Annotated in this window: 11 protein-coding genes; 9 read left to right on the forward strand and 2 right to left on the reverse strand. The window is 55.8% G+C overall.

Annotated elements, in window-relative coordinates; all coding sequences use genetic code 11:
- The first annotated feature begins 113 nt into the window (after nucleotides 1-113).
- From LA5095_RS04540 to LA5095_RS04570, 7 genes are all read left to right on the forward strand, one after another.
- On the forward strand, nucleotides 114-1,382 hold the full coding sequence (locus LA5095_RS04540) for a hypothetical protein (protein ID WP_144436072.1): 1,269 nt from the start codon (nucleotides 114-116) through the stop codon (nucleotides 1,380-1,382).
- A complete protein-coding gene (locus tag LA5095_RS04545; protein ID WP_055112282.1) occupies nucleotides 1,375-1,590 on the forward strand; it encodes a hypothetical protein in 216 nt (71 codons plus the stop codon). Before LA5095_RS04540 ends, LA5095_RS04545 begins: the two co-directional genes overlap by 8 nt.
- Nucleotides 1,587-2,813 (forward strand): SEL1-like repeat protein, encoded by a 1,227-nt coding sequence (locus LA5095_RS04550; RefSeq protein ID WP_055112283.1) that lies wholly within the window; start codon nucleotides 1,587-1,589, stop codon nucleotides 2,811-2,813. The genes LA5095_RS04545 and LA5095_RS04550 overlap by 4 nt, the downstream gene beginning before the upstream one ends.
- A gap of 3 nt (nucleotides 2,814-2,816) precedes the next feature.
- Complete coding sequence (locus LA5095_RS04555) at nucleotides 2,817-4,325, forward strand: MBOAT family O-acyltransferase (protein WP_055112285.1); 1,509 nt, start codon at nucleotides 2,817-2,819, stop codon at nucleotides 4,323-4,325.
- A 13-nt stretch (nucleotides 4,326-4,338) separates the two neighbouring features.
- Nucleotides 4,339-6,303 carry a hypothetical protein gene (locus tag LA5095_RS04560; protein WP_055112287.1) on the forward strand — a complete coding sequence of 655 codons (1,965 nt, stop codon included), beginning with the start codon at nucleotides 4,339-4,341 and terminating at the stop codon, nucleotides 6,301-6,303.
- A 68-nt stretch (nucleotides 6,304-6,371) separates the two neighbouring features.
- Nucleotides 6,372-9,872 (forward strand): PAS domain S-box protein, encoded by a 3,501-nt coding sequence (locus LA5095_RS04565; RefSeq protein ID WP_144436071.1) that lies wholly within the window; start codon nucleotides 6,372-6,374, stop codon nucleotides 9,870-9,872.
- 31 nt (nucleotides 9,873-9,903) lie between these two features.
- Complete coding sequence (locus LA5095_RS04570) at nucleotides 9,904-11,373, forward strand: sigma-54-dependent transcriptional regulator (RefSeq protein WP_082442768.1); 1,470 nt, start codon at nucleotides 9,904-9,906, stop codon at nucleotides 11,371-11,373.
- A 32-nt stretch (nucleotides 11,374-11,405) separates the two neighbouring features.
- Here LA5095_RS04570 and LA5095_RS04575 read toward each other — a convergent pair whose 3' ends face one another.
- Nucleotides 11,406-11,978, reverse strand: a complete 573-nt coding sequence (locus LA5095_RS04575) for an NUDIX hydrolase (protein WP_144436070.1) — start codon at nucleotides 11,976-11,978, stop codon at nucleotides 11,406-11,408.
- Nucleotide 11,979: 1 nt separating this feature from the next.
- Nucleotides 11,980-12,693, reverse strand: coding sequence for a hypothetical protein (locus LA5095_RS04580; RefSeq protein ID WP_144436069.1), 714 nt, complete (start codon nucleotides 12,691-12,693; stop codon nucleotides 11,980-11,982).
- Between the two features lie 613 nt (nucleotides 12,694-13,306).
- Between LA5095_RS04580 and LA5095_RS04585 the strand changes: the two genes are divergently transcribed.
- Entirely contained in the window at nucleotides 13,307-14,716 is a 1,410-nt protein-coding gene (locus LA5095_RS04585; RefSeq protein ID WP_055112293.1) for a nucleotide sugar dehydrogenase, read from the forward strand.
- Nucleotides 14,717-15,077: 361 nt separating this feature from the next.
- The gene (locus LA5095_RS04590; protein WP_055112295.1) at nucleotides 15,078-15,425 is read left to right on the forward strand and encodes a cupin domain-containing protein; all 348 of its coding nucleotides are present in this window, start codon (nucleotides 15,078-15,080) and stop codon (nucleotides 15,423-15,425) included.
- Nucleotides 15,426-15,449: the final 24 nt, after the last annotated feature.

Genomic DNA, 15,449 nt, shown 5'->3' on the forward strand with positions numbered 1-15,449 from the left:
CTCAAATTGAGAATTCAAAATTAAGCTTCTGATTTATATGCGTTTTCTTGAAGAATATCGATTGGCCCGGTTCTTGTTCTCAAGAGACAGGAAACAAATCCAGGGGCTATGCCATGAGACCTATCCCAAAACTGTATACCGCTGCGATGGCCGTCACGGCAATGATCGCGCTGGCACCGATTGCCTTCAATGCCGTCGTCGACGCGTTCGACCACAATCGTCTTGTCGAACTCGATCTCGACAAGAAGGAGATCAGCGTCAAGGCGCATTACCCGCTCTACAAGATGATGGAATATCCTCGGATCAAGGCACCGACGGTGATCCTTGGGGATAGCCGAGCGCGCGCGTTGCAGGACAGATACTGGCAGGAGCTTGGCCGGGACGATGTCTATAATTTCGCTTACGGTGGAGCGACGGTCTACGAGATCTACGACACCTTCAGATATCTGAGGGAAACGGTCGAACTTGACACGCTTATCGTCAGTCTGCCTCTCCGTAGCATGGATGCCCGTTTCAAGGGCAGCATGAACCGGGTCCCCGAGGCCATTGCGCTCGCGGACAATCCCTTTGCCTACTACACCAACTGGTTTGTGACAAAGACCGGCTGGCGTCTGCTTCAGGACCGGTATCCTGGTTTGACCGCTCTTTTTGAAGATGTCTCGCTCTGGCCGGTTCAAGAGGCCCTTGCCGCGGACTTTACAGCCGTCAGCACCTTGTCGGTCGAAGCTCTTCTTGACCCGTCACTTTGCGACGAGTGTGCACTGAGCGCGTCGGTCTCGTCCTTGAGGCTTCCGGCGGTTTATCATGGCCACGGGTTCGGCCTTGGGCGCTGGGCGGGCTACTGGCCCGAAATCTCGATCGACCGCGACCTGCCGCAGCTCTTTGCAAAACAGGTCGGTACCAATGGTGCCGCGGATTGGCGCCGGTTCAAGCAGTCCGAAGACCTCTGGAACATGATCGAGGAAATCGCATCCTGGTCTGCCGAAAATGACGTGAAACTCGTGTTTCTGATCCCGCCGACCATTTCCGAAATGCAGCGCCGGATCTCCGATTTCGGACTGACGGCTGCGAACCACAAGTTCCGTGAACGTCTTTCGACATTGGCTCCCGTGGTCGATCTGGACTTCGACACGCCCTTTACGCGGGAACTCGGCAATTTCACCGACGCCTATCATTTCGGCTCGGACCCGGCGCGAAGGATCGTCGGCGAATTGTTGATGTTGATCGATCGCGACCCGAAGCGTGTTGCCACCGCATCAAGCCGTCGCAAGGACCTGGTCTGCCCCGTAACGCCAGCCGAGACATCGCGGTCTCACGTTGAAGGAACGCTGGAGCTCCTTGAAGGTTCGTCGTGCAGGATCTGGAGGAAGACCGATGGCTAATCTGCGCTTTTCACTCGGGGAAATTCTCATTTGTGCAACCGGCTTGATTGTCGGGGCCATCGCGGCAACCGGCTTCACGCAAACGCCTGACCGGACTTCGCAAAAACCCGTTCAACTTGAGAGCCATTGCCACAAAGACGGCCTGCACCAGCAGGATATGGCAATCGGCCGGCAATACGAACAACTCGCCCTGGAGGTGTTGCAATGACCCGGACAGACAAGAAATCATTCCTGTGGAAGGGTTTGCTGCTCGGCGCCGTGTTTGGTGTGGCAGGTGTGGTAGCCCTTACTTCGGAAACCATGCCGGTAAAGATCAAATCCGAGCGGATTGATCCGACGATCGAGGAGATGATCAAGCAGGCTCGCGGTTTGCAGAAGGTAGGGCGTTGGGAAGCCGCCGCTGATATTCTCACCCAGCTCGCCAATGACGGCCACCCCGTTGCCCTGTTCCACCTCGGAAGGGCCTACAAGAACGGCTGGGGGGTCAATACGGACCTGGAACAGTCGCGTCTGATTTTCATGGAAGCGGTCAGGTACTCTTTCGCCTATCGCGGTGAAACCGCTTATGAACTCGGCCGACTGTTTCAACGCTCGTCAGGCGAAAAATGCGCCGAAATCGCGTTGCAGTGGTTCATGAAGGCACTCGACTGGGATTATCCGAAGGCGCATGTGCAACTGGCCAAGCATCATGAACGCGGGATAGGGACGGAGCGTGATCTCACGGCAGCGTTCTACCACTATGAACAGGCCGCAATTGCCGGGTATCCCTCGTCCACCATCAACTATGCCCGGATATTGCTGACAGGCCGTTACGGTGTGACGCCTGATCCCGAACGTGCTCGGTTCTGGGCGGAACGTGCGATCGCGGGTCTGGAACAAAAAGCCAGGGACGGATCCGCGAGTTCGGCGAAAACGCTGGGCCGGATTTACCGCGATGGCGAATTCATGGCCATGGATCGCTCGCGCGCAAGGGATTGGTTCCTGCGCTCCGCAAACCTCGGCGATGCCGGGGCGATGCACGATCTTGCACAGATGCTGATCAGCGCATCATTGGACGAAAAATCCGCGGAAGAAGCGTTGAAATGGCTGAGGCTCGCAGCAACCGCTGAGCATGGCGGCGCGTTGACCGCTCTCGCGCGCCTTCATCTCAAGCAGAGCTTCGACCTCGAACCGGAAAGTGCGGTCGAACTGCTCGAGCGTGGTGTGGCCGTCGGTCACCCCGGGGCCATGGAAGAACTGGGACGACTGTTCGCCCGTGGCAAATACGTGCCTCAAGACCGCACAAAGGCCCTTGAGTTGGCCCGGAAGGGGACCGACCGCGGTCACCAGGGCAGCGCGAGCCTGCTGCAGGATCTGTTGCAGGAAGACGAGGCAAACCTGACCGTTATCGAAAAGTCCACTTCGCAAAAATCTGCCAAGAAGGAGGGTTGAACCATGGTTTTCAGTTCCCTTGAATTCATCTACCTGTTCCTGCCACCGGTTCTGCTCGGTTATCTGGTTCTTCGCCACTACCGATGGGAAAACGGAATCATCTGGTGGCTCATCCTGGCTTCTCTTGCGTTTTATGGCTGGTGGACGCCGATTTATCTCCCATTGCTGTTGGGTTCGGTCGTCATCAACTTTGGGTTCCATCGCATCCTTCGCACCGTTCGGGACAGGTTTATCCTGATCTGCGGAATTGTGTTCAATCTCGGACTGATCGCGGTCTTCAAATATGCGGATTTCTTCATTGGCAATGCGAACTTTTTCGCCGGGTCGGATATTCCGCTGCTCCACCTTGTGTTGCCGCTGGCAATTTCCTTCTTCACGTTCCAGCAGATCTCGTTCCTGATCGACACCTACAAGGGGGACGTCACGGAGTGCGACTTTCCGCGCTACATGCTGTTTGTCGTTTTCTTTCCGCAGTTGATCGCCGGACCGATTGTGATGCAGAAGGAAACCATTCCGCAGTTCAAGCTGCCGGTGTTCAGGAACAAGCTGGTCCTCAATCTGGCTGTTGGCAGCACCCTGTTTGCAATTGGCCTCTTCAAGAAGATCGTACTCGCGGACGGTATTGCGCCGTACGCCAATTCAGTCTTCAACCTGGCCGAAACCACATCCGGCGTGCCGTTCGAAGCGGCCTGGATCGGTGCTCTTGCCTATACGTTCCAGCTGTATTTCGACTTTTCCGGATATTGCGACATGGCCCTGGGTCTTGCGCGTCTCTTCGGAATTCGCCTGCCGGTCAACTTCAATTCACCTTACAAGGCAACCAGCATTTCCGATTTCTGGCGCCGCTGGCACATCACCCTGTCCCATTTCCTGCGTGATTACCTCTATATCCCGCTCGGCGGAAACCGAAGCGGTCCGGTGCGGCGCTACGGAAATCTGATGATCACCATGTTGCTGGGCGGTCTGTGGCACGGTGCCAGCTGGACATTTGTTTTCTGGGGCGGTCTCCATGGGGCCTACCTGGCAATCAACCACGGCTGGTCCGCACTGGTCGCTGCCGGTTATGTTCCTTCCATCCTGCCGAAGTCAGTCGGAAACCTGCTTAGCCGCGGCATTACCTTGCTGGCGGTTGTGGTCGCCTGGGTCTACTTCCGTGCGGAAAGTTTCGACGGTGCCAACAACATCCTGGCGGGCATGACAGGACTGTCGACGGTCTATGAGCCCAAACTCTGGGAGACCATGGTCACCGGTACGGCAGTGATCTGGGCAGCCATGATCTGTCTTGCCGCCATCGTCTTCCTGTTGCCGAACTCCATCGAATTCACGGAAAACTACAACCCGGTGCTCGGCCTGAAGAAGTTCGTTGCCCAGAGGCGCTCCGATGGGTTTCTGCCGGTTCGTTGGAAGCCGAGCGCCGGTTGGGCTGCAGCTGTTTCTGTCCTCTTCGGGGTCGCTCTCATCCAGACATACCGTCTGGCTGAATTGACCGAATTCATCTATTTCAACTTCTAGGAAGCAGACCAGGATGAACTATCTTTCGCACGTGCTTGCTCTCTTCTCTGTCCTGGTTGCGTCCTGCGCCTTGGCAGAGGAGCCTGGGTTGAAGTCCGGTCACCTGATCCTGCCCGCGCAGGGAACTGAAGTTGACCTGCAAACGGGCGCCGTGAGCCGCAAGGGCGTCACCGGGCAATGTCTGGAAACCGTGTCGCAAGCCGGTGGGTCCAGGTTGGTGGTAAGCCGCAACCCGGGTGACGACGTCCCAAACGTGACGGTGAACGGGACAATTCAAAGTTGGGTCTCAGACGCGGGGGGTGCTGCAAGACTTGGTTCCGTCCGGCTCGCCAGGGATGGGTCGCTCGCTTTGCTTCGAAGCTGGAAAACTGGAGATAAACAAACAGAATTGCTGCAGGACGGGCAGATTGTCCGTAAATGGGAGCGTTCGGGTTCCCCCAAAATACTGCGGTTCACGGAAAATGAGGCAATAATTCTGGAAAGCGGTGATGCTCAATCCTGGCATCTCAATCTCTATCCGAGAAATCTCCAAGGCCGGATAGAGCCTCGCGCAAGAACACTCGTAGACTTTGGCAGCTGCCGGCCCGGGCGCATGCGCATTGATAATGGAATTCTGTGGGCGCAAATGGACTGCGGTGAGGGAACCGACGGTGGTATCTTCCGGATTGACATGGAGAAAGGTGAAATCGGCGCACCGCTTTTGATTTCGCCGACCGCCGAGTTCGCGACAATACCTGGGTCGGCAGCAACGGCGAATGGGCAGACCGTCGCCGTGGTTTCAGGCACCCCCGCCGCACTTCAGCTTTATTACGCTGCAACAGGTCTCCTGCTTTCCCAATCGGGTGAAGTGCGCGCCTGTGCCTCCGACGCAGAAGGCCTTCAAAGCTGGAACCAGAGCTATCGGCTGCGTTCGCTTTCCACGCTGTTTCAGAAAACCGGGGACGAGGCATTCGCCGCCCTTGCCCTGAAATCGATGCGGCTGACGCTGGCGGCGCAGGACGGTAAGCAGGGCCGGGCCGGCATCTCCAATCCCGAATGCGGCTGGAGCTCGACGATATACGGACAAAACGCCGATGAGCGGCTCAGTTTGATGATCAATCAGGCGATGATCGCCAACGCGCTTGACAGTTCCTGCCGGAAACTCGGAAAACTGTGTCCGCCCGCGTTGTCGCGTAAAATCACCGCTTCGAACCTTTGCCTGGCTCGAGCCTATGAAGAAGATTTCGATACCGAAGCGGGCATCTACACAATAAACGCCCGGGTCGATTTCCGCTTCGCCGGCAAGTTTGCTCCCTGGAACTGGCAAATCGCATTCGCCGCGCTGCTGAGCGAATTGCCCGATGCTGACTACAAGGCACGTGCTCGGCAAATCGTGCAGGCGTTCCTCAAGGAATGGCAATCCGACAAGAACGGCGGGCTCTGGCGCTATTGGCCCAGCCAATACTATCTGGAGAAAGGGCTGACCGGAGACCAACTGGGTGACCAAAGGTTCGAAGATACGGGCCATGCTGGGATTACGCTTCTGACATTGAGCGACTTCACGAAGGGCCTGGCCCCGGAAACCGCCGATCTTGTCAAAAGACGTCTGGACTACATTCTTTCCTTCGGCAAGGAGACACCCAGGGATCTCGATGGAGATGGGCCCGCAGGGCACCGGTGGTTTCCCGCAGGAGGCTGGAGCCACTACGCGACAGAAGAGTTGCAGTTGGCCTACGAAGCACCAGTGCCGGGACGGTTCTCTGCGGACAGTCTCTACGTCTATTCCCGGCTCTTTGATCCCGCAGCCAGGTTTCAGCTCACAATCGACTTTCACTCCTGCAGGCAAACCTGTCAGTTTCAGGGCCGGCAGTCGTTTTCGAGCTGGCAGTCATTCCTGAAATCCAATCCGTTTTTTCTGATTTCGACGGCCGATACGGACGTTTCGACCGAAACGAAACAGGAAGTGCGCGGCAATACATCGAAAATTCATAACCAATGAGCAAGCATTCACCAGAAGGCCTACGCGCTGGAAACGGGTCTGAGCACCAGAACCGAGGGGACAAAAATATGCGCAAGTGGATCCAGGAGTTGACCTACGACGCCACGTTCTGGCTCGTCCTGGTTTTCATTTCGGCGTCAGCGATTGCCGCGTATGTGCTCGCGGTCGATTTCGGGCAAAAGGCAAGGACCGCTGACCTTTCGGCAGCGGCAAGAGCGCAGTCGGAACTGCTGACAGCCGCACGATCGTTCTATTCCAGGGAAGTCGTCGACAAGCTCTATTCGTCACAGGATGTCTCGGTCAGTCATGATTATCATGACAAGGACCTGACAATACCGGCACCGGTGTCGATGACACTTGCACTCGAGGACGAGTTGCAGGCGCAAGGGGCAACCAGTGCTATCCGGATGCTGTCAAATCATCCTTGGCCTTGGCGTCTGGATCGAAATCTCGACAAGTTTGAAAAGGAAGCACTGGCTGCCCTGGAAAAGTCACCGGAAGCGCCGTTCCAGCGCCTTGAACAGCGCGACAACGGTACGTTTTTCCGAAGCGCGACTGCTGTTCGGATGGAAGAAAGCTGTGTCGCCTGCCACAACACTCATCCTCAGTCACCCAAGACGGTGTGGGAAGTCGGCGACATCCGGGGAATTCAGGAAGTTATCATTCCGGCGAGTGCGTTGTACGGAAATGGTTTCACATCGATCGACAACTTGATTTTCATGCTGGTGGTCGCGTTTGTGGCCGCACTTGCGCTGACCTTCGTCCTCTCCCTTCAGCGGCAGCGCGCCATGAGGAGACTTGCGGGCCTCGCGGAGGCGGAACGTGAAAAAAACGAAGCACTGCTCAAGGCGACGCAACGCGCTGAAGCAGGTGAAGCACAGGTCAGCACCATTCTCGACACGATGCTCGACGGTGTTTTGACCTTGTCGCCAAAGGGCAATTTGCTAAGCGCCAACCAGGCTGCTCTGTCAATGTTCGGTGCCGCAAATATCGAGGACGTTGTCGGGCGTCTCATCAGTGATGTCCTACCCGGCACCAGCAATGAAGATCTGCCATTCGAATGCTGTTCAGGAGCGGCGACATCATTTGAAGCGACGGGCAAACGACTGGAAACCATTGGCAGGCGGCTGGATGGCGTCGAGTATCCCGTCGAGATGTCCCTCTCTGAGGTCGTTATTGAAGGTACGCCAACCTACACCGCAATTCTCCGGGACCTGACGGAACAGCAGGCGGCTGCCGCCAAGGTCGAGCAAGCCGAAACCCGTCTTGTCGATGCAATCGAGTCCTTGCCGGACGGTTTTGTTTTGTATGATGCAGAAGACAGGCTCGTCTTGTGCAACAGCAAATACAGGGAATTCTACAGCTCCAGCGCTGATCTCATACAGCCGGGCGCAACGTTTGAGGAAATAATCAGAAAAGGGGCCATGCGGGGCCAGTACCAGGTGGCGGAGGGCGTCCTTGAAGACTGGGTTGCCATGCGCATGGAACATCATCAGAACCCCGGCGCTCCCATGGAACAGCATCTCGATGACGGCCGGTGGTTGCGCGTGATCGAATCGCGCACGAGTGAGGGAGGTCTCGTTGGCTTCCGGGTCGACATCACTGAGTTGAAGAACCGCGAAGCGGAGTTGCGGCGGAACGAGGATCTGCTGCGCAATGTTGTCGATGCGTCTTTCGACGGTGTCATCGTCATGAACGGGGACGGCATCGTGCTCGACTTCAGCCCGGCCGCCGAGGAAGTCTTCGGCTGGAAGGTGGGCGATATCGTCGGCAGGAAAATGTCCGACTACATAATTCCCGACAAGTATCGACAGGCTCACGACGACGGTTTGGCCAATTTCCTCAAGACGGGGGAGGGACCGGTTCTCGGCAAGAGGATCGAAATAGAGGGGCAGCACCGAGACGGTCACGAAATCATTGTCGAACTTGCGATCCGCCACACCAAGGGCGCCGAAGGACCACTCTTCCTCGGGTACGTGCGGGACATCACCGAGCGAAAGGCAGCGGATGCGGCTCTCAGGGTTGCCAAGGAGCGGGCGGAAGCTGCCAACGAGGCAAAGGCCAAGTTTCTGGCAATGATGAGCCACGAGATCCGCACGCCCATGAATGGTGTTCTCGGTATTCTCAGCTTGCTGCGTGATACCGATCTGAGCCCGGCGCAGGCGGATTACGTCAAGACAGCACGCGAGTCCGGACGGTCGCTGCTCGAACTTATCAATGACATTCTGGACTTTTCAAAACTTGAGGCCGGTCGAATGGATCTCGACCCTGTGCCGTTCAGGTTGAAGTCGGTCGTCAAGAGCGTCGTTGATCTCTTCATGCCGATCGCAAGGGACAAGGGTCTTGACCTTTCCCTGAACTATCCGGTCGGACTGCCCCACAACGTGGTCGGTGACGCCGGCCGCCTGAGGCAAGTGATCCTGAATCTTGTGTCGAATGCGGTAAAGTTTACCGAGATCGGATTTGTCGAGATCAGCGTCGACATCGAAAAGGAGGATCCGGTAGAGCCAACCTTCCGCATTTCAGTCAAGGATTCAGGAATAGGCATTCCCGAGGACAAGCATGATGCGCTCTTTGGTGACTTTGTCACGATCGACACCAGCTATACCAAGAAACAGGGTGGCACCGGACTTGGTCTTGCGATCTGCAAGCAGATCGCGCATCTCATGGGAGGAAAAGTTCGGGTTGAAAGTCGGCAGGACGCCGGCAGCACCTTCGAATTCCTTGTTCCGATCACACTGGCTGACGACCAGACCGTTATTCCCGAAGAGGAATACGACGAGAGTCCTTCGGAGCTGCCTGAGGACCTGACGGTCCTGCTTGCCGAAGACAACGCGACCAACCAGATCGTGGTCAGCCATGCGCTGGAAAGCGTCGGCTGCACTATCGATATCGCAAACAATGGAAAGGAAGCGGTGCGGGCGGCATCCAAACGCGACTATGATTGCATCTTGATGGACATCTCGATGCCGGAAATGGACGGCATTGAAGCCACTCGAAGAATCCGGAGCGGACAGCGGAACACTTCGACGCCGATTGTAGCGCTCACCGCCTACTCGCTTCGCGGCGACAGGGAACGGTTTCTGGCGTCTGGAATGACGGATTTTCTGGCAAAACCGGTGGAAAAAAATGACCTTCTTGCCTGCATTTCAAGAAATGTCGCCAAGCATGACTTGGAGGTTCCGGCAGACGTGGCCTCCGGTACAACGGAATCTCTTGCTGCCGCGCGTGAGATCCTCGACACCATGCCGGCTGAGTTGAAGCAAAAGCTTCTGCAGCAGTTCGTTGACGATACGCTCAAGCGGCGGCATTCGGCACAGGAAGCTGTTGAAGCGCAGGATCTTGAAAAGCTGGAGCGAGCCACGCATGCGCTCAAAAGCGTGGCGGGCACATTTGGTGCCTTGGAACTGGCTACGGTGGCAAGCACGATGAACACGCTTGTGCGGGACGGCAAAACGATCGACGCCATGGGCAAAATGGACGAGCTTTCGCAAGTTTGCGAGCATACACTAACGGAAGTGAAAGCATTGGCTGTAGAAATAGGTGTCAGGGTATCATTCGATACCTGAGGAAAGATCTGATGCGTGGAAGGAGCGTAAGTTGAAGGTTCTGCTTGTTGAAGACGCACTGCCCCTTGCAACGGTTTATGGTCATCAGCTCTCGCGCGCGGGTCTTGAATCGGTACATGTGGAAACTGGGGCTGACGCCCTGGCACGCTTGCGCAAGGGTGGAATCAGCGTTGTCCTGCTGGATCTGCAATTGCCCGACATGGGTGGAATGGATGTTCTGGCGTCCATTCGCGAGGAGCAACTTCCCGTAACAGTGGTCGTTGTCACCAGTTCCGGCTCGATCAAGACGGCCGTCGATGCCATGCAGGCGGGTGCTTACGACTTTATCGTGAAACCTGTAGCCGAGGAGCGGCTAGTCACGACGACGCGCAATGCGCTCGAACGCGAAACCCTCACCGAAGTCGTCGAGGAAGTTCGCAAACCGGCTTCAGGCAAGGTTCAGCATGGCTTCATCGGCTCTTCATTGCCGATGACCGCGGTCTACAAGATGATTGAAAGCGTTGCCCGCTCGAACGCCGCTGTCTTCATCACTGGCGAAAGTGGTACAGGCAAGGAAGTGTGCGCCGAGGCAATTCACAGGTCTAGTCAGCGTACAAAGAAACCATTTGTTCCGCTGAACTGCGCGGCCATCCCGAAGGACCTGATCGAGTCTGAAATTTTCGGACACATCAAGGGAGCCTTCACCGGCGCGACCTCGGATCGCGATGGTGCCGCCGCACGGGCAGACGGAGGGACACTTTTCCTCGACGAGATTTGCGAACTTGAACTTGGTCTTCAGGCGAAGCTGCTGCGTTTCCTGCAAAGCGGAACGATACAGAAGGTCGGCAGCGACACCCTCAAGAAGGTTGACGTTCGCATTGTCTGCGCCACAAACAGGAATCCGTTGGAGGAAGTCGAGGCCGGCCGGTTTCGCGAAGATCTTTTTTACCGGCTGCATGTCCTTCCGATCGGGTTGCCGCCGTTGCGGTCCCGGGGCACCGATGTTCTTGAACTTGCAAAGCATTTCTTGATGCAATTTGCCGGTGAAGAAGGCAAGTCTTTTGAGGGGTTCTCCGTGGAAGCAGAGGAAATCCTGTTGTCTCACAGCTGGCCGGGCAATGTTCGCGAGATGCAGAATACCATCAGGAACCTGGTGGTATTGAACGAAGGTCCCTACGTGGAAGCCGATATGCTGGCGACCCTCCATGGCCGTGCACCCGTTCCGAAGACACAAGCCGCGCCACATCCCCTCCAGGCCCCGTTGAGCGTGAATACAGACGCCGGCCGCACCGTCGAAAGCAATGGTTCCTGGCCCGCGATCACCTTGACGCTTGGCCAACCTTTCGAGATGCTGGAACGGCAGATCATCGAGGCAACAATTGACGCTTGCGGTGGCAGCCTGCCCAAAACAGCCCGCGCGCTTCAGGTCAGCCCATCGACACTCTATCGAAAAAAGGAAATCTGGGCAGAGCAGGACGAACCATCAGGCGAAGACATTCAGATTGCCGCTGAAGGTGCGTGAGACGTCGTCACGCACCACTTGAAACCCAGCAATCAGGTCGCTTCAAAAAGCGCTTCGGCGATCCCCACCGCGGCAACATGTGAAGTGACCGGCAATTCTCCAGCCAGGATCGCACTGCGTAGTTCAAAACGCCGTCTTGTCACAAGGGTTGCGTCTTCCAGGTCGTCAGAGCAGGCGTCGGCGATCTTGATGACATGTCTGGCAACGAACACATGCGCCTTTGCAATTGTCTGATTGCCGTGAAGAACGAGCGAAGGACCAGACAACCAGCGCCCGCCTCCGTAACCTGTTTCTTCCAGCAACTCTCGTCTCGCTGAAAATTCGGGGTCTTCGCCCGGGTCCACCTGGCCGCCCGGCAGCGTCAGACACACCTGTCCAACGCCGTGTTTGTATTGTTGAAGCAGCAGAACCTCGTCGTCTTCAGTAACCGCATAAACTGTTGCGAATGACGGAAGGTCGATCCTGAAATAGTCGTCGACGATCCGGTCGTCGGGCAGCTGCACGCACTGGCGAACAACGCGTAGCTGGTTGCCGGAGTCGTAGACCGTGTCACTTTTGAGAACAGACCAGTTCGGGTCATCGATGATGATTGGCATGGCTTTCATTTCAAGCTCCATGAACCAGGCGGAGGGGGGCTGGCTCCACCATCAGGTGTTCCTGCATCCGCCGCATTTCGTAACTCAGCAACTGGCTGATGTCGCTGGCGCCGCCGACCGTGGAAAGGATGTTGTCCTTGAGAAACGCATCGCACATCGGCTTCGCAAAGCCGCGGGCTGCCGTTTCGCCGAGATAGGCAACCAGTCGCGCCGACTTGTGGCGCCTCAGCAGGTGCTCCTGAACTTTTGCTGTTGAGTAGGTGTTCGGCATGATGAGCAAGCTGCCTTCTGAATCCTTGCAGACGGAGTGATTTGGAAATCGGGTGCGGATAGCTGCGACGAATTTGTCGAGTTCCCTATGCTCCCGCTCCCAGGCCACGTAGTTCCGCTTTGCAGTCCGGCCGATTCGCGTCCCGGCGAGACAGATGCGCAACGTTGCGGGTCCGCAATCGATCAATGGAGCCTGTTTGTCGGGATACGCACTTTGCAGAACCAGCTTGGCGACAGTTTCATACAGGTCGTCGCAAAAGTCGTGATCGTGGCGGATCAGCAAATCATTCTGACGCCACAACTCTGTGCCGGCGGAAGAGAAAATCCCGGCGAGCGTCCTGCGCAGGCGTGAAGGGATACGAGCTGCGGTTTCAGCATAATTCAGGCTGGACAGAAGGTAGCAAGAGCGTTGTGCGGCGAACTCCGCCAGATAGCCAGAAAAGGCGCTGTCCATTTCGCTTTGATGCGCCTCGAAGAGGGCATTGACATCAAAAAGAAAAACATCGCTCCGAGGTGAATCTTTTTGAATTCCGAATGGACCTGCGACCTGGCCGATCAATTTGAATCTGCTGTTGGAAAACATTGCATTGCCTCTTCGATGACTAGACTTGAGGAGGTCTTTGCAAGACAGTGGCCAAATTCGAGGAGTAAATTAAAACTATATTTTTCAATAGGTTGGCTTCGAATTTGGAAAGAGGAGATGTAAAAATCCAAAAACGGTTTTGCGAAATGGAAAACTGCAATTTCAATTTCGAGAACGCCCGAAACGGCCTTCTGAAGGCTTTATACATAGGCCTTCAAACAGCCGTTGAAAATTGAAGCCCGGACTGTCCTGGGTGTCCGGCGCACGTTCCTTGGAAACTCGGTTGGCAGTGACATTGCCGTATTGCAATCAAAAGATCGAAAACGGGAATTTTTTGTTTCCAAAATTGAAAGCCCGATAATCGTTTCAGATTTGAGAAATAGTGTAAGCATATGAAAAATATATATAAACTGTAATAGGAACGTGTTTGGCACGAAGATTGTTCTTCTCAAACCCAGATAGCTTTAACTGGGAGTACTGAGATATGAACATGTTTGTCGGTCGCCTCGATACGGCTCAAAAGCTGGACAGCGTTTCACTGCGGCTTGTCGAGCAAAAAAAAGCAATAAGCGTCGTTGGCCTTGGGTATGTCGGTGCAGTGTCTCTTGCCTGCCTGAGTGACCTTGGACACCGCGTTGTCGGGACGGATATCGACAATCAGAAAGTCGACTCCATCGCGTGGGGACAGAGCCCCATTCACGAAGATCGTCTGGGTGAACTTCTGTCCAAAGGTGTTGCTGAGGATCTTCTCCATGCAACGACCAATCTGGAACGAGCGGTTCTGGAAACCGATGTCACGTTTGTTTCGGTCGGGACCCCGACCAGCGAGGATGGTGGTTGTGACACCAGGGCGATCGAGGCCGTTGCGCGTGGCATCGGTGAAGCCTTGGCCAAAAAGGACGGGTTTCACATTGTGGTCTTGCGCTGTTCGGTTCCTCCAGGGACAACGCTCGACATCATGAAACCCGTCCTTGAGCAGTATTCCAACAAGGTTGCCGGCAAGGATTTCGGAATTTGCTTCAATCCGGAGTTCCTCAGGGAAGGCACCGCAATTGCCGACTTCCACGCACCTCCGAAAACTGTCATCGGCGTTTCGGACCAGAAAACCGCGGACGTTCTGGCTGAGATCTATGCTCCTGTGGACGAAAGCCCGATCGTGACGACCGTTGAGGTCGCCGAGTTGGTGAAGTATGTCGACAATGTCTGGCATGCCACCAAGGTCTGCTTCGCCAACGAAGTCGGTCGTCTTTGCAAACCGATGGGCATCGACAGTCACGCGGTCATGGACATTTTTGTTCAGGATACGAAGCTCAATCTCTCTCCCTATTACCTGAAGCCGGGCTTCGCTTTCGGAGGCTCCTGCCTGCCCAAGGAAGTGCGTGCTGTCACGCATCTGGCGGAAAAGCTCGGCGTGGCGACGCCGCTGATGGATTCCCTGACGCCATCCAACGAGAAACAGATTGATCAGGCCATCGGGATGATCCGCGAGACCGGCGCGAAAAAAGTTGCCGTCCTGGGTGTCGCGTTCAAACCTGGAACCGATGACCTGCGCGAGAGCCCGGCTCTTGAACTCATCTCCGAGCTTCAGCGGGACGGTATCGAAGTGGTCGCCTATGATCCGGCCATCCAACCAGGTCCGCACATCGCACAGCAGTTTGAATACATGCGCTATGCGGCACCCCATCTTCAAGAAGTGGTCGACGGTCTTGCCGGGTTCATGAAATCAACGCCGAAATCCGCGATCCGCGACGCAGATGCGATCATCGTTACACAAAAACTGCCGGAGCTTCGGAGTGTGCTCAGGTCGAAGAAGGAAGAGGCAACGGTCGTGGACCTAGTCCGCATTTCCGCAGAAGTCCCGAACTCTTCCCACTATATCGGAATAGGCTGGTAGGCCGCACACTCCCGTCCGCTCCCTCTCTCTCTGCCCCCATCGACGCCCTGAGAGGGGGCGGACACCCCTTCAATTCGGATCACAGGATGTTTCTTGCAGCAGGTTTGCCGACGTTTGGAGACTTGATAGATGGACCGCTTTCTTCCCAGTCGGTAATCCGATCAAGACCTGGCCGGGAAGCTGTTTGTTTTCGAACCGCATGAAACTGCAATTGCTGTCCATCATCTCGCTCAGGTCACATCGGAAACGTGCCTGAACGGGTCTTTTTCTTGCTTGGTGATCTGAACTTGACTTTGAATTCGCTATACTGCAGAAGACAAATAAGACAAATCAATAATTAATTTTTACAAATGAGGGTTTCATGTTGGTTCACTCAGATGCGCCATCCGCATGGATGGATTCCGGTCCTGGAGCGAGGCGCAGGATTCTTTGTGAAAACAAGGAAATCATGATGGTCGAGTTTCGCTTCGAAAAGGGTGGGGAAGGGCTGCCGCACAACCACCCGCATGTTCAAACCACGTATGTTGCCTCGGGTCGCTTTCGCTTCACGGTCGAAGGCGAGACAAATCTGCTCGGACCGGGCGATGCGATGGTGATTCCCTCAAACGCGGTCCATTCCTGTGTTTGCGAGGAGGCCGGGAATCTTCTTGATGCGTTTACACCGCGGCGGGATGATTTTCTCGAAGCGCATGGTTGGCAACCCAGTTGACAGCTTTCCACTGCGGGTAATTTG

This window comes from Roseibium album (genome assembly GCF_001404515.1).
Classification (GTDB): Bacteria; Pseudomonadota; Alphaproteobacteria; order Rhizobiales; family Stappiaceae; genus Roseibium; species Roseibium album.

Coding starts and splice junctions, on each gene's coding strand:
- LA5095_RS04585 (WP_055112293.1), top strand. CDS start 13,307: ATGAACATGTTTGTCGGTCGCCTCGATACGGCTCAAAAGCTGGACAGC.
- LA5095_RS04540 (WP_144436072.1), top strand. CDS start 114: ATGAGACCTATCCCAAAACTGTATACCGCTGCGATGGCCGTCACGGCA.
- LA5095_RS04545 (WP_055112282.1), top strand. CDS start 1,375: ATGGCTAATCTGCGCTTTTCACTCGGGGAAATTCTCATTTGTGCAACC.
- LA5095_RS04565 (WP_144436071.1), top strand. CDS start 6,372: ATGCGCAAGTGGATCCAGGAGTTGACCTACGACGCCACGTTCTGGCTC.
- LA5095_RS04555 (WP_055112285.1), top strand. CDS start 2,817: ATGGTTTTCAGTTCCCTTGAATTCATCTACCTGTTCCTGCCACCGGTT.
- LA5095_RS04550 (WP_055112283.1), top strand. CDS start 1,587: ATGACCCGGACAGACAAGAAATCATTCCTGTGGAAGGGTTTGCTGCTC.
- LA5095_RS04575 (WP_144436070.1), bottom strand. CDS start 11,978: ATGAAAGCCATGCCAATCATCATCGATGACCCGAACTGGTCTGTTCTC.
- LA5095_RS04590 (WP_055112295.1), top strand. CDS start 15,078: ATGTTGGTTCACTCAGATGCGCCATCCGCATGGATGGATTCCGGTCCT.
- LA5095_RS04560 (WP_055112287.1), top strand. CDS start 4,339: ATGAACTATCTTTCGCACGTGCTTGCTCTCTTCTCTGTCCTGGTTGCG.
- LA5095_RS04580 (WP_144436069.1), bottom strand. CDS start 12,693: ATGGACAGCGCCTTTTCTGGCTATCTGGCGGAGTTCGCCGCACAACGC.